11 protein-coding genes are annotated in these 14005 nt (G+C 59.9%); 5 read left to right on the top strand and 6 right to left on the bottom strand.

The window, feature by feature from the left end:
* Positions 1-244 precede the first annotated feature (244 nt).
* Positions 245-1159, bottom strand: a complete 915-nt coding sequence (locus HNR46_RS16715; protein ID WP_184020844.1) for a glycerophosphodiester phosphodiesterase family protein — start codon at positions 1157-1159, stop codon at positions 245-247.
* A 152-nt stretch (positions 1160-1311) separates the two neighbouring features.
* Here HNR46_RS16715 and HNR46_RS16710 point away from each other — a divergent pair, with 152 nt between their 5' ends.
* The 3 genes from HNR46_RS16710 to HNR46_RS16700 all read left to right on the top strand — a co-directional run bounded on the left by HNR46_RS16710 (position 1312) and on the right by HNR46_RS16700 (position 5189).
* Positions 1312-2250, top strand: a complete 939-nt coding sequence (locus HNR46_RS16710) for an iron dependent repressor, metal binding and dimerization domain protein (protein WP_184020842.1) — start codon at positions 1312-1314, stop codon at positions 2248-2250.
* The gene (gene feoB / locus HNR46_RS16705) at positions 2247-4475 is read left to right on the top strand and encodes a ferrous iron transport protein B (RefSeq protein WP_221285234.1); all 2229 of its coding nucleotides are present in this window, start codon (positions 2247-2249) and stop codon (positions 4473-4475) included. Before HNR46_RS16710 ends, feoB begins: the two co-directional genes overlap by 4 nt.
* 78 nt (positions 4476-4553) lie before the next feature.
* Positions 4554-5189, top strand: coding sequence for a class I SAM-dependent methyltransferase (locus HNR46_RS16700; protein WP_184020840.1), 636 nt, complete (start codon positions 4554-4556; stop codon positions 5187-5189).
* On the opposite strand, the gene HNR46_RS16695 is transcribed toward HNR46_RS16700, so the two are convergent.
* The 3 genes from HNR46_RS16695 to HNR46_RS16685 are packed head-to-tail and all read right to left on the bottom strand — an operon-like array spanning position 5168 to position 7265.
* Positions 5168-6352 (bottom strand): FAD-dependent oxidoreductase, encoded by a 1185-nt coding sequence (locus HNR46_RS16695; protein WP_184020838.1) that lies wholly within the window; start codon positions 6350-6352, stop codon positions 5168-5170. The genes HNR46_RS16700 and HNR46_RS16695 overlap by 22 nt on opposite strands.
* Complete coding sequence (locus tag HNR46_RS16690) at positions 6349-6594, bottom strand: phosphopantetheine-binding protein (RefSeq protein WP_184020836.1); 246 nt, start codon at positions 6592-6594, stop codon at positions 6349-6351. Before HNR46_RS16690 ends, HNR46_RS16695 begins: the two co-directional genes overlap by 4 nt.
* A 44-nt stretch (positions 6595-6638) precedes the next feature.
* Complete coding sequence (locus HNR46_RS16685; protein ID WP_184020834.1) at positions 6639-7265, bottom strand: 2OG-Fe(II) oxygenase; 627 nt, start codon at positions 7263-7265, stop codon at positions 6639-6641.
* A gap of 146 nt (positions 7266-7411) precedes the next feature.
* Between HNR46_RS16685 and HNR46_RS16680 the strand changes: the two genes are divergently transcribed.
* A complete protein-coding gene (locus HNR46_RS16680; protein ID WP_184020831.1) occupies positions 7412-7954 on the top strand; it encodes a shikimate kinase in 543 nt (180 codons plus the stop codon).
* Positions 7955-8019: 65 nt separating this feature from the next.
* Here HNR46_RS16680 and HNR46_RS16675 read toward each other — a convergent pair whose 3' ends face one another.
* Together HNR46_RS16675 and HNR46_RS16670 are read right to left on the bottom strand one after the other, a co-directional pair.
* Complete coding sequence (locus HNR46_RS16675; protein WP_184020829.1) at positions 8020-8793, bottom strand: PEP-CTERM sorting domain-containing protein; 774 nt, start codon at positions 8791-8793, stop codon at positions 8020-8022.
* A gap of 165 nt (positions 8794-8958) precedes the next feature.
* Positions 8959-12930, bottom strand: coding sequence for a glycoside hydrolase family 78 protein (locus HNR46_RS16670; RefSeq protein WP_184020827.1), 3972 nt, complete (start codon positions 12928-12930; stop codon positions 8959-8961).
* Between the two features lie 103 nt (positions 12931-13033).
* Between HNR46_RS16670 and HNR46_RS16665 the strand changes: the two genes are divergently transcribed.
* Complete coding sequence (locus tag HNR46_RS16665; RefSeq protein WP_184020825.1) at positions 13034-14002, top strand: helix-turn-helix domain-containing protein; 969 nt, start codon at positions 13034-13036, stop codon at positions 14000-14002.
* Positions 14003-14005 lie beyond the last annotated feature (3 nt).

The following is a 14005-nucleotide window of genomic DNA, read 5'->3' as shown; positions in this document are numbered from 1 at the left end:
CGAAGGGAAGAAGAGCGGGATCCTCTCGCGAACGTAGGGGGGAGATTCGCGGGAAGCATGGATTTGTCTGGTTATCAGACGCTTATCCCGAATCAGAAATCCGGTCAACCTGGAAAGCTGTCGTAACTCATTGAAATCGAGAAAATTTCTCCAAAACCCAAAAAAACCCCTTTCCCTCCGTCCGTCGACTCGCCCCTTCAATACCCTGTCCTCTCCCCCTTCTATCAGGGGGAGTGAAGTAGACTCAAGGTGCTGGAAGCCGTGCCGGTTTGTGCTCCGCAAGCCAACCCAGCAATTGCCCGGGCCGATCGGTCTGAATCATCGTGGCGCCCTGCTCTAACATCCAACCATACACGGCATCCGGCTCATCACGGGCACGATCATCATCGCGTCCGCCATTTAAGCTCGGCCAAAGGGAGTTGAACCAGATTCGCACCCCTTGATTTCGATATTCCGGCAATCTGCCCAGCAGCGGGTTTCCATCCTTGCGAAACACGCATTCGACGGCTGGAGGATGGAGTCCTTCGATGACCTCATCCAATTGCCGAGCAGCCTTTTCCGGGTCATCGAGATTGACGATCGGCATGTAAATGACCTGCTCACTCAGCGCTCCTAATGCCGCACGCACTTGGGATGATGACTGAGTTCCCTTCAGGATGACGTGGTCCAGCATCCCGTGGCTTTCGACAATGGATGCAATCTCCGCGAGATGATCGCCTGCCTTGTCGAGGTTGAGCAGCACCTTTCCCTGTGCGGCATCGAGTGCTTCTTCCAAAGTTGGGATGCGAAACTCGGTGGCTCGCCCCAAGCCGTTGCGCAAATGAAGCTTCCGCAGTTGCTTCAAGGTCAGGTCTCTCACTTTTCCGTGCCCGGAGGTTGTGCGGTCCACCGTTTCATCATGCATCAGAACGAAATGCCCGTCCTTGGAACGACGCAGGTCGATCTCGACCCCATGACATCCCAGCTCAATGGCCCCTTCGATCGCTGCGACCGAGTTCTCTGGGGCATTCCGCCAATCACCCCGGTGAGCAATCACCAGCACCTCCTCTGGTTGGTGAAAAAAGACCTCCCGAATTCGCTCCACCCGCGTGGGAGCTTCTCCTGCGGAGGCAACCAACACACCGAAACCAAAAATCGAAACCCAACACTTCAAGACCATGGCTCTGCGAGCTAGCTCCCGACCTGACCCGCGGCAGCGGAAATCCTCTGACAGAGCTGTCACTCGTCCAACTTCGTAACGAAACCCCCTCTATTTTGAGTTATCAAAAAAACTACTTTGACAAACCATGTCCCACGTTCTGAATTCCTGTCGTGCGAGCGAATGATCCCTCGGAACGTGCGGCGAAACGCCGCGAAGCGGTATTGAAGCATCTCCTCGATGGTGAGGAGAGCGAGCGATCCGTGAGTGTGGACAGTGTAGCGGGAGCGCTGGAGATCCGGCGATCCCGGGCAGCGCTTTTGCTCGCGGAACTGGCCACAGTTGGCTGGGTATGCCCCCGTGGCGAGACTTGGCGACTCACGGATGACGGACGAAAGGTGGCCCTTGAGATTGTTCGTCGCCATCGCTTACTCGAAACTTGGATGGCCCGGGAAACCGGACGCCCGGCGGAGGATTGGCACCGAGCCGCACGTTCTGCGGGCGCTCGATGGGACCATGGAGAGACGAACCAGTTGGCCGATCGCCTCGGCAACCCGCGTTTCGATCCCCATGGAGATCCCATTCCGACCCGCGAGGGGGATCTTCGAGGTGCTCCACGAGTCAGCATGGCGGAATGGCCCGAAGGACTGGAAGCCGTGATTGGTCATTTGGAAGACGAGCCGGAGACGATTTACCGCGAGATGGTGCGCGCCGGGCTGCATCCGGGCATGGGCATCAGAGGATTGCAGCGAGTGGCGGACGGCAGCATGGAATTCACCGGTGAAGGTCGGCGGATCCAGATTCCGGCGACTTGGCTGACGATGATTCACTTGGAGAAATCCGAGCCATTGCTCGATCCGGCGGTGCGTCGGCTTAGCGACCGTCCGATTGGCTCGGTTTCCATCGTGCGCGAACTCTCGCCCGCCTGCGTGGGCGCTGAACGCAGCCGTCTGCTCGACCTCGGCCTCGTTCCAGGAACGGAAATTCGCTGTGAATTTGCGAGCCCCTTCGGCACGCCGCGATCTTACTGGATCCGCGGAACCATGATCGGGCTGCGCCGCGAGCAAGCAGAGCGTGTGTTGGTGCTGCCACAGGAAGGAGGTGCCGAATGAGCACATCGACTCCCACTCCCCCTCCTCACGAGGTCAGTGAAGCCTGCCTGAAATGCCCATCCCGGCATGGCGCCATGCGCAAGCTGGGCGTGATGATCGAAGACACCGAATTTGTGATCGCGCTGGCGGGCAACCCGAATACCGGCAAAACCACCGTCTTCAACGCCCTCACCGGTCTGCGCATGCACACCGGAAACTGGCCGGGGAAAACCATCGCCCGCGCCGAGGGTGCATTTTCTTACGAAGATCACCGTTACAAGTTGGTCGATCTCCCCGGCACCTATTCGCTGCTCTCCGCGTCTCCTGATGAGGAAGTCGCTCGCGGATTTCTTCTCTTTGGACAACCGGACGTCACGCTCATCGTCGCCGATGCCACCAGCCTTGAACGCAATTTCAATCTCGTCCTTCAAGTCCTGCAAATCACTCGCAAGGCCGTGCTGTGCCTCAACCTCATGGACGAGGCCAAAGCCCATGGGATTGAAATCGACGCCCGCAATCTGGCGCGCGATCTCGGCATCCCAGTCGTCCCATGCGCCGCACGCTCTGGCGAGGGGATTCCAGAACTGCTACGGGAACTGGCGTTGATGGCGGCGCGCACGGACGCGCTCCCCCCATTGAAGCTGCCTTTGGAAGTTCCGGGGCTCACGCGGGCACTGGACCGAGTGGAAAGTGCCCTCCACGAAGCCGTGCCCGCCCTCCCGCAGGCCCGCTGGGTGGCCCTGCGGCTGCTCGAAGGAGACCGCGAAGTGATCGATGCCGTGCGCGACGGCAGTCTTGGACAAGACCGAGAATCCTCCCCAGAAACAGCCAGTTCAGCCTCTCGAGAGATCCCGCTCCAACTCGCTGCGGAGCTGCGCTGGGAACTCCCACAAAACCTCCATGATCGACTCACCGAAGCCATTTACGGCGAGGCCGCGCGCCTCGCCGACCGCAATGTGCGACGTCAAGGAACCACTCGGCGACTCGTCTGGCAGCAACGGGTCGACCACCTTCTGACGCACCCGGTCACGGCATTTCCGATCATGACCGCGGTGCTCGGCGCGGTGCTCTGGCTGACGGTCATCGGCGCCAACGTGCCATCGGCCATGCTTGCCACGTTGTTGGTGGACCACGGGCATCCCGCCGTTCACGGATTTCTGCAATCGATCGGCTCTCCGAATTGGCTCACCGGCCTTCTGGCCGACGGGATGTACCTGGCGACGGCATGGGTGATCAGTGTGATGCTCCCCCCGATGGCCATCTTCTTCCCATGCTTCACCTTACTGGAGGATTTGGGATTTTTACCACGAGTCGCCTTCAACCTCGACCGCGTGTTCCAGCGCGTGGGAGCTCACGGCAAGCAAGCCCTCACGATGGCTATGGGTCTTGGCTGCAATGCGGCCGGAGTGGTCGCCACCCGTGTGATCGACTCCCCCCGCGAACGCCTCATTGCCATCCTCACGAACAATTTCTCGCTCTGCAACGGTCGCTGGCCGACTCAGATCCTGCTCGCCACCATCTTCATCGCGGCGGCGGTTCCGAAGGTCTGGTCCGGCACGGTGGCAGCCGCCTCGGTGCTGCTCGTCGCGCTCCTTGGCTTTGCCTTCGCCCTGCTCAGCTCCTGGCTCTTGGCGAAAACCATGCTCCGGGGTGAGGCCACGTCTTTCTCTCTGGAGCTGCCGCCATTTCGCCCGCCGAACTTCTGGAGGACTCTCTACACCTCTCTCATCGATCGTACTTTGATCGTGTTGTGGCGTGCTGTGGTCTTTGCCATGCCGGCGGGAGCCGCCATTTGGCTGGTTGCCAATATCCCCCTTCATGGAGAACCCATCGCCCTCCCGATCATCCGCGCCCTCGATCCATTCGCATGGTCGATGGGCCTCACCGGCGTCATTCTTCTCGCCTACGTGGTCGCCATTCCCGCCAACGAAATCGTGATTCCCACGGTCCTGATGCTGACCGTGCTGGTGACCGGACAGCATGCTCTGGGAGCTGGAAATGGGGTGATGTTCGAGGCAGGGAACGACGGGGTGCGCGGCATTCTTCAAGCTGGTGGCTGGACGGTGCTCACCGCCGTCTCCCTCATGCTATTTTCGCTTTGCCACAATCCTTGCTCGACCACGATCTATACGATCTACAAGGAAACGCGGTCCTGGAAATGGACCGCGGTGGCCACCTTCATGCCATTGGTCATCGGATTTGCGCTCTGCGCCACCGTAGCCGCAGTGTGGCGGGGACTTGCCTGATCCTCGAGGACTCATGGCATTTTCCCCTCGGCAGTTCGCCACCAGCTCCTCAGGGTGGGCCTTCCCAACCCCTTCGCGATGGCCCTCCTCGAACTATCCCTGAACCTCAGTTCCGCTCCCCTCCCCGATCCTGTTTACGATCTCATCCGCGAAGCCGATCGCCGGGACGCCGCTTTTTTCGAAGCGGGCCTGGGTCGCAAGTTTTCCCGATACGTGCCCAGCGATCCCACGGTCGTTCACGCCTCGATCGCTAGCCTGAAAGAGCAAAAACTCCTGAGAGGATTCCGCTTCTGCGAGTGGGGATGCGGTTTCGGTGTCGCTGCCTCCATCGCCGCCTGGCATGGCTTCGAGTCGTATGGCATCGAGCTGGTCACCGAACTCGCCGATCTCGCCACCCAATTGGCGGAGGACTTCGACCTCAAGGTCGAGATTCTCAACATCAGCTATTTCCCGGAAGGCTTCGATAGTTTCGAAGGAGTAGGGCAACGCTGCCTCGTGGCTCCTGACCGCCCTTTGGATCCTGACGCCTGGATGCCCCATCCTGAGTATGAGGGCCTCGATCCAAGCGAGGTGGATCTGTTCTATGTTTTCCCCTGGCCCGGAGAGGAAAAGATGATGATGGACCTGTTTGAGGCCGTCGCCACCGAAGGAGCCATTCTCCTCATGTACCTCGGCGATGGAGAGATGGGAGCCTACCTCAAGGATATGGATTGAGACGACTTGCAGGCCAACAAACCCGCCGCCTCGCCGGTGGCAAAGCAGGTACCCATCACCCGAATCGATGCCTGCGCCTCATGGTCGCAGGAAAGGCAACGACCCGCGACGTAAAGTCGATCAAATCCCTTGGCCACCAATGAACCTCGACGAATCCCCGCTGGACCCGCTGGGTAGCGCAAACGGGGCCCGCGAGGCGTTTCCCGCAGCTCCAACGGCCAGCTTGCAAGCGCAACCTCATCGTCCCAACGACGTCCCTCCATCACTTCCTCTCCCGTCAAGACCGCTTCGCCGATCCACCGACGGCTCTCCCGGACGCCCGCGCGCGCTGGCCAATGAGAAATGAAGGCGCCTTCCCACCCCGGTGCCTTTTCCCGGAGATGCTGGAGCACTGCCATGGAAACGCGCCGACCCGTCACTTCCAACTTCGAGAGGCAGCCCGGTTCGAGCGGATCGTAGTCGCCCGCTTCCTCACCAGATAAATCGAGCGTGGCAAACACCTCCCCTGGCCGACCACTTGCGCGAAAATGGATGCCCATCGCGGCCTTTTCCAAACGCCCTGCACGGATTCCCTCCACCACCCGACCCGCCAATTCCAAGCCCGCAAGGGGCGACGTGACGCCCTGTATCCCGCACACATAGGCCGGGCGTTGAAGCTTCACTGAGGTTGCTAAGGCATGCTCCACCTGCAGCGAGGCGGCCGCCACCGCATCGCCACTCGCATCAACGACCGATGTTGCCTGAATCTCGATTCTCCGGCCCCGACACATCACCTCTGCCTCCCAACCGGGCATCAAGGACGTCGATTCACACTGCAAAAGCACCTCCACCCCCGCCTCTCGCAAGAGTTCATCGGCCAGACTGGCAAACTCCACCGGATGCTGCGGCAATACCCACACACGACCCATCTTCACCGCTGCCTGTCCGGTCCGGCTCTCCATCCGTCGGCCGATCTCCTCGGCCAAGCCAGGATTAGCGAAGACAGGCCGCTCGGTATCGAGCAGGTACAGCCCGCAAAAGGTGTGCACCAACGAGGCCGTCCCCATCCCACCACAGTAGCCATGGCGCTCGATCAAAACCGTCCGTGCGCCAGCGCGAGCCGACGCCACGGCCGCCGCCAATCCAGCACTTCCGCCGCCGATCACCAACACATCCACCTTCATCGGCGCGCATTGATCGTTTCTGCCAAACGTGCCGGGGTTCCCAAGGCCTCACGGTGAGCATCCGCCGCACCGAGCGTGACTCCCCAGCGTTCTTCGACGATCACAATCAGCTGCATCACCGCCATCGAATCCAGGCCAGCATCAAACAAATCCGTCTCCGCGCCCGCGGACTCTGATAGCTCGACCAGGCCTTCTTCGCGCAGCATCTCCACGATCTCCTCCGGTTGGCAGACGGCATTCATTGCCGCGCAGCATCCGCAGCCACCGCCGTGGCATCAAGCCCGCATCAACTGCGAACCCGGAACCAACCCGTCACACTCATCCGATTTTCATGCGCCACCTCCACCTCATGCCAAAAATCGCCTGCCAAAAAGACCACCAGCGAGCCCAATCGAGGTTCAATCAGCTCAAAGGGTCCTTCCTGCTCCCCCGGAGTGGTCCAAATTTTCAGTCGTCCACCATGCTCGGGAAGCCAGCCATCGTTGAGGTAAAGAATCGCGGTCACCACCCGATCGGCCGTTCCACGATGGCGATCGAGGTGCGCTTTGTAAAATCCACCCGATGGATAAACCGCAAAATGCCCTTCGAACTCAAACAAGCCAAGAAACAGCTCGCGATTGATCGCCACACGCAGCTCCTCCAATCGCGCCAGATACGCGCGAGTCGCAGGCCCAGCAGCCGCTTCTTCGAGCCACAGCACCTGGTCCCTCCGGATGTCCTGCCGCACCGTGATTTCCGCTCCTCGACCGACGCCAGCCTGGCGAAAATCTCCCGATTCGTACGCGTCCAAGCTCTCCGCAGCCAATGCCCGGGCCTCTTCTTCACGGAGAAAACCCTCAAGGCACACCCAGCCCTGGGTCACCAGACCCTCGACCGCCGACGACAATAGATTTCCCGATCCAGACGCGCTCAAGCAACTGCCACCCGGACGGTTGAGCCGGGCCGGCGGACAGCGCCGATGTGCATGGCAGCCCGTCTTCGATCAATCCTGAAATTCCATCTTTGATCCTTCGAAGTTCAGGATTCGACCTTTCTTCCTTAGCCCCTTACGCTCGACCCATGAACACGGCCCCCGGCCCCAAACAAAACATCGTCCTCATCGGCTTCATGGGCTGTGGGAAGACGACGATCGGCCGCATTCTGGCAAGGATGCTTGGCTGCCCGTTTGTCGACCTCGATCAGCTCATTGAAGAAAAAGCGGGCACCACTATCTCGTCCATCTTCGCGGAACGAGGTGAACCGTACTTCCGCCTTGTCGAAGCCGCCATCCTTCACGAACTGGCTGCGCCGGGCCCCCAGCGCGTCATTTCGACCGGCGGTGGCATCATCACCCGCCGTCGCAGCCGTCGACTTCTCAAGCAACTCGGCTATGTCGTTTGGCTCCAAGCACCGGTGGAGATCATTCTCGACCGGACTCGGCGAAATCGGGACCGACCTCTGCTCGAAACCGAAGACCCAAAAAGCCGCATTCAAGCTCTTCTGGACCATCGCCAGCCTCACTATCGTGAAGTCGCCGATCTTGAAATCGATACCTCCGGCCTCGACCCAGAAGAAACGGCCTGCGGCATACTCGAAAGTGCCCGCTACCACTTCGCTCACTAAATAGAGAACCCCGCCCTCCGGCCACGAACTCCGGAGGACGGGGCATGGATCCCAAGGGATGATCGTTAGCAAGCCGTCCGGCGGCGGCGGGAAACGCCTGCCAACAGACCCAAGCCAGCCAAGCCCACCGTGGCAGGCTCCGGAACCGCTGCGAAAACATCCACTTCCACTAGGCCAGCCCGGGCATTGTCCGCGTCGGTGAACTGAAGCTGCACGTACTGAACGCCGGTCGCGAGAGCCGCTCCGCCATCATCCGTGAAGCTGTGGAGATTGGTCACCGGGCTCGTGTAGGTGCCCGTATCATCCGAACCTTTGGCGTAGCTCCCCAAAAGATCGAAGGTTAGGCCGTCGCTCGACACCAGAATGGTGAACGAAGAATCGTCCCGACCCGAATCGTTCCAACCCGTGTAGACATCAATCTGGGAAAGATCGTAGACCGATCCGAGATCGAAGGTGACAAATGTCTGAAGCACATAGCTGCCCGTGTAGCCGGTAATCACTCCATAGGAGGCGTGGTTGGCAGCATCCATTCCGGACGTCGCGTAAACCGTGGAAATCGACCCATCGGTCCACACGGAGGGGCCCGCCGCACTCTCGTAGAAAACATCGCCCACATCTCCGGGATTGGTCGTGCTTTCATAGGCGACCGCCGCCGTCAGACCCTGAGCGAGATCCGTGGAGGAGGGAGTGAACAACACATTGCTACTAGCAGGATCGTAGCTATTCCCGGCGGAACCGGAGGGAGCCACGTCCTTCCAGGACGTCACGGAAACCGCAGCCTGAGCGGCGGGAAGAACGATGCCGGCAAGGCCGAAGACAAGGAGGAATCGAGATTTCATGTCGCTGCCAATCATTTGGGTTGAGGTGATGAACCAAGTCCCGGCGGGGTAATGAACCGGGATTGGATGGGCACAGACCCATTGGCGGAACACTCTGAAGATCTCGCCGGGGTGGTTCAAGAATCCGCCTAACAAAGCGCCTGCTATAAAACGCTCACGGAACCCTCAGGGGAACACCGAACGGTAAAAGCGAGACGCGGGTGCCGGGGTGTTATCGGTGTAAGTAAAACTGCCCTCCGAGTCGGCCTGCACCGTGGACACGGTTTCCCAGGCTCCCAATGAGTCGCTGGCCTCAATGCGATAGAGACGACCGGGGACTCCAGAGAAGAACACCTTCCGGGCCCCACCTTCGACCTGCTCGAAACGCAAGGTTGTCTGATCCGGTGCGTCTTCGGGGATTTCCATGACCAGCAAAGTGCGCGTCTCCACCGACCCATCCGCACCGCGGATGAGATACCCAAACGAATCCGGCGGCACCGATCCAGACGACGGCGTGTAGGTCAGCCAGCCGTCCTCTTCGGTGACCGCGGCGCCATTCACGCTCAGGGTATCGAATTCCAGCAGGCGGGTTCCTTCCGGCAATCCCTCGAGCAACGTGGAAATGAGCACCTTCACCGGTGCACCCGCATCATGTTGAATGGACTCCAAAGTGGGGTCGATGCCCTCTCCCGCGGTGAAGCGATACCGTCCCGATCCTACAGCGAACACGGCGAAACCATCCTCAAGGCGCAGAAAACTGACGCCCTCGGACTCCTCCACGGGCTTACCGGATTCCTGAACTTCTTCCGCCGATGCCGCCGGCACATAGACTTCTGCCGTCGTATTCACCGGAATCGTGGTCTCCAACGTGAAGCCACCATCATACAACCGCCAGCTGGAAGCAATCTCCCCCTGAATGGTCTGCCGGGTAGCATGCGCATGGGTGATGGTGCCACCGGGTTGTGGATGGATGACGATCTTTTTGTAGGCAGGTACTGATGGGTCGAAGCTGATCCCTGCCAGCGTTTCGTAGAGCCACTCTCCACAAGATCCCAGAGAGTAGTGGTTGAATGAATTCATGATGGTCGATTGGAATCCATTCTCCGGAGTCCATCCATCCCATCGCTCCCAGATGGTCGTTGCCCCGTGGCTGATGGAAAACAACCAGGAAGGGAAAGTGTCCTGCTCGAGCAAGGTGTAGGCGACGTCGTTGTGCCCGGTCGCAGAGAGCACCGGCAGAAGATAGCTGACACCCAGGAAACCCGTCGACAGGTGATCCCCTTTGGCGTGGATGTCCGCCACCAAACGATTTGCCACCACCGGCCGGAGTTCTTCGTCCAACAAGTCGAACTTCAACGCCAGAAGGTAAGCGCACTGGGTGTTGCTGGTGATGCTTCCGTTCGTGGAACTGACATACTTGGAATTGAAAGCCCGCTTACTCAGCTCGAACTCCGCCTGATAGGCCTCCGCCTCTGCCGTTTTTCCCAACACCGTGGCGGCCATGGCCATCAAATGATTCGTATAGGCATAGTAAGCCGTGCCGATCACTTCGCGGTTGGTATCGGCATTGATGGAGAGCCAATCTCCATAATCACTGCCCCGATTTCCGCTGCGGATTCCGCGGGAAGTCGTCGATTTGCAGTAAGTCATCCAGCCCGTCATCAAGTCCCAGTTCTCCTCGAGGATCCGGGTGTCTCCATACGCCTGATAGATCGTCCACGGACAAATGACCGCGGCCTCACTCCACCCGGCAGTTCCGGAAGAAGGAGCCGCGTCGGGCGCGACGTCGGGCAGAGAACCGCTGCTGTATTGGCTGTCACGGATATCCCGCATCCACTTGTTGAAGAAAGCTGCAATGTCGGCGTTATGGGTCGCCGTGCGTACGAACACTTGTGCATCTCCCAGCCAGCCGAGGCGCTCATCCCGTTGAGGACAATCGGTCGGCACGCTCAAGTAATTGCCTTTTTGGCCCCACTCGATGTTCGATTGGAGCTGGTTGACTCGACCATCGGAGGTGGCGAGCGAGCCGGCATCCGGCGTGTCGGAAGCGATCACAATGCCTTCGATCAGCGAGGTGTCCGGCGTCGTGGTCAGTCCGGTCACCTCGGCATACTGGAAGCCGTGGAACGTGAAGGTCGGCTGCCAAGTTTCACCGCCTCCGCGGCACACGTAGGTATCGACACAAGCGGCACCACGAAGATTGGCCGTGTACAGTGTTCCATCGGGATTGAGCCGCTCCCCATGCCGCAGAGTGACGGTGGTTCCGGCCGGTTCATTGAGGTGGATGCGCAACACGCCCACCATGTTTTGCCCGAGGTTGAAGGTCCACTTACCGGGGGCAGGTTCGGTGAGTTCGATAGGTTCGAGGACATCAACCTCTCGGCTCGGCTCCATGACCTGCCCAGAAATCGGCACGTCGACCGGCGTCCGCAGGACCACTCCCGGCCAATCCGCCGCGTCCACGGCAACAGTGTTCCAGCCGTCGACTTCCAGACGGGCATCGTGAACCTCACCCTGCATGATGTCCGAGTAAAGAATCGGGCTCGCGTGAGACTTCCATGAACCATCCGTCGCGATGGTCTCCACGCTCCCATCCGCATACTCAATCTCCATCTGCATGCGCAAAGCATTGCCCACTCCCCAGTGCTGATAGTTCCCATTGCCGATATGACCTGAGTACCAGCCATTGGCCAGTTGGGCGCCGACCACGTTCACTCCATCCTGCAGTAGGGGAGTGACGTCGTAGGTCTGGTAGTTCAAACGTTGGCTATAAGCTGTCCATTCCGGGGCAAACTTATGGTCGCCGATGCGTTGACCGTTGAGCGACAGTTCGTAGATACCCAGGGCTGTCGCATACACGGTTGCGCGAGCGACGGGTTGGCTCGGCGTGAAGGATTTCCGCAAATAGGGAAGGGTGCTTGGGCGCTCAAGGCCACCGGGGAACTCGAACACCTCGTCTTCCTCGAAAATACGGGTGTAGTTCTGGCCGTTGCGGGTGTATCCCACTTTCAGCCATTTCACGGAGTTCTCAGCGGGGTCGCCTCCCAAGTGATCATTGTCGACGGTGATCGAGAACCCCTCTCCCAGTGCCTGCAGCAGAGCCAACACGTCACTCGACCCGCTGCCATTGATGGCAGCATAAGTCGCTGAGGTCAAAGTCGCCTCGATGGGTGCCGGAAGGTCGATTGGAAAGTTAAACGTCGTATTCTCCGCAATGATCGCCTGGGCGGCGACGCCATCGATGGTGTAGCCAATGCGAAGTTGCTTGAGATGGTTGAAGGCTGGGTCGGGACCAAAGGCCGTATTGTCCACCAGCACCGAATAGGGGCTTCCTTGGTCGAGGTCCTGAAGCACCGAGAGCACATCACGCGAGCCACTGCCATCGACGGCTTCCCAGGAAGCCTCGGTGATCACAGGCTCAAGTAGTGCGGGCAGCGCATCCGGGAGCACGATCAATGTGTCCTCGGCAAAGGTCTTCGTGTAGACCTCGGCAGACCCCGGAAGTTGATACTCAATTTTGAGTTGTTTGACCTGATTGTAGGCAGGATCTCCGCCGAAGGCATCGTTGGTGACCGGCAGGGCGAAACTTCCTTGTGCCAGCATGTCAACGAGGCTGGCGGTGACGTCGACCACGACCGTTCCCGCAAGATTCCCGTATGTCGCAGAGACGATCGTCCGCTCGGTGGCCTCCCCAGCAGGCGATCCCAACAAGGAACCTTCCAGCCAAGTGGCGGTCCAATCGGACGCATCTAGGAGACCGACTGACCAGATTCCAGGTTCGCTCCACTCAGACGGCTCACCATCCTTGTCCCAGGCGCGGACCTTCCAATGACAAACCTGCCGAGAACCGAGAGCCGCTCCGCCATAGACGATCTGACTGGTGCGATCTTCCATGACCTTGCCACTGTCCCAAAGATCTCCCTGATCGCTGGCCAGGGCCTCTTCACTGCTGGCGACGAGGATTTGCCAAGCGGTCTGAGATTCCCCACGCTCGCTGGAGTCGAGCAGCCACGACAACCGTGGCTCGGGCGTTTCGATACCCAGAGGATCGGTAAGGTACTCGCAACGCAGGTGGGTGACCTCAAACGCCAGAAGCGGGCCGAAGCTGACCACGCTGGCACTGAGGATGGGGCTGAAGAGACGGAGAATCCGGGACATGAGCATGAATCAAAGTGTCGATCATCGGCTTAGTGTTTGCTGTGGATTCGGGAAACGGAGATCCGTTTGATATGAAACGCCCACTTTTAATCGTTTAAGCAGAATGGCACGTCCCAAAGGAGCTTTGATCGATGGCAGACAGCTGCGTTCCCGCCGCGAGCAGCGGGGGATGACTCAGGATCAACTGGCCATGGAAGCAGGCCTGACACGCAGCGTGGTGCAGAAGGCCGAGCGCGGAGGCCCGCTTTCTCCGACCACGATTCAGGCTTTGGCGCGGGCGGTCGGAAGTGTCGGGTCATCCCTCGCGCTTTCCGAAGACTGGGGACGCCACGCGGAGGAGGAAGTCGTCTCTCCCTTCAAGCCGGAATCCCTGCCGAAAATCGGCACCGTATGGCGGCAGACGCGGGAGCTACTCTATCAAATGCCGCCACCGATTCTGCAGTCCCTGGCGCTCAGGAACCTGGCGCGGGTGGTGCCCGTTTTTTCGCCAAAATCAGCGGAGGCAACAGGCCATTTTCGGGAACTGATGGCAGCCGTCAGTTGTGCCCGCGACGCCCTCGCCGTGGCGTGGGGCAGCACCGGGCGCTCGCCCACATCAGAGGAAATGGCTCAACACGCTGACGCCTGCTTTTGTGCCGCAGGATACACCCGTAGCTGCCGCTACGAAGAAGACACACACGGTGCCGATGCCGCCTTCGCCGTGGCCATTTCCGCAGCCCGGGTGCTGGAATCCATCATCACCCATCGACGCGATGAGGGCCGCCAAGGAGCCGACTATTGGAGAGCCATGGAGTTTGGCACCTCGGCAAGCCATGCGGCGGGCCACGCCAGTGTTTACCTGACCATTGAAGACGCCTTCATTCGCGCCGCAACCCTCGACACCCACGATCTGCGCAACGCTGCCGATCCGGGAGCGATTCTGCGCGCGCCTCTCTGGGAAGGAGGCGAGGCTCCCGCCGCCCTTCGACTGTTCATGAACCGCTTTTTGCGCGACTCATGCTTTCCTCATGAAGCGCGCCGCACTTGGAATCAGTGGGTACGGCGCGGCTTTCAAGCACCCGATGGGCATTGAGCC

Source organism: Haloferula luteola (genome assembly GCF_014201715.1).
Taxonomy (GTDB): Bacteria; Verrucomicrobiota; Verrucomicrobiia; order Verrucomicrobiales; family Akkermansiaceae; genus Haloferula; species Haloferula luteola.
This window is presented reverse-complemented; position numbering and strand designations above follow the sequence as displayed.

Excerpts from the sequence above, each read along its gene's own strand:
- HNR46_RS16715 (WP_184020844.1), bottom strand. The coding sequence starts at position 1,159 with ATGGTCTTGAAGTGTTGGGTTTCGATTTTTGGTTTCGGTGTGTTGGTT.
- feoB (WP_221285234.1), top strand. The coding sequence starts at position 2,247 with ATGAGCACATCGACTCCCACTCCCCCTCCTCACGAGGTCAGTGAAGCC.
- HNR46_RS16700 (WP_184020840.1), top strand. The coding sequence starts at position 4,554 with ATGGCCCTCCTCGAACTATCCCTGAACCTCAGTTCCGCTCCCCTCCCC.
- HNR46_RS16695 (WP_184020838.1), bottom strand. The coding sequence starts at position 6,352 with ATGAAGGTGGATGTGTTGGTGATCGGCGGCGGAAGTGCTGGATTGGCG.
- HNR46_RS16690 (WP_184020836.1), bottom strand. The coding sequence starts at position 6,594 with ATGAATGCCGTCTGCCAACCGGAGGAGATCGTGGAGATGCTGCGCGAA.
- HNR46_RS16680 (WP_184020831.1), top strand. The coding sequence starts at position 7,412 with ATGAACACGGCCCCCGGCCCCAAACAAAACATCGTCCTCATCGGCTTC.
- HNR46_RS16675 (WP_184020829.1), bottom strand. The coding sequence starts at position 8,793 with ATGAAATCTCGATTCCTCCTTGTCTTCGGCCTTGCCGGCATCGTTCTT.
- HNR46_RS16670 (WP_184020827.1), bottom strand. The coding sequence starts at position 12,930 with ATGTCCCGGATTCTCCGTCTCTTCAGCCCCATCCTCAGTGCCAGCGTG.
- HNR46_RS16665 (WP_184020825.1), top strand. The coding sequence starts at position 13,034 with ATGGCACGTCCCAAAGGAGCTTTGATCGATGGCAGACAGCTGCGTTCC.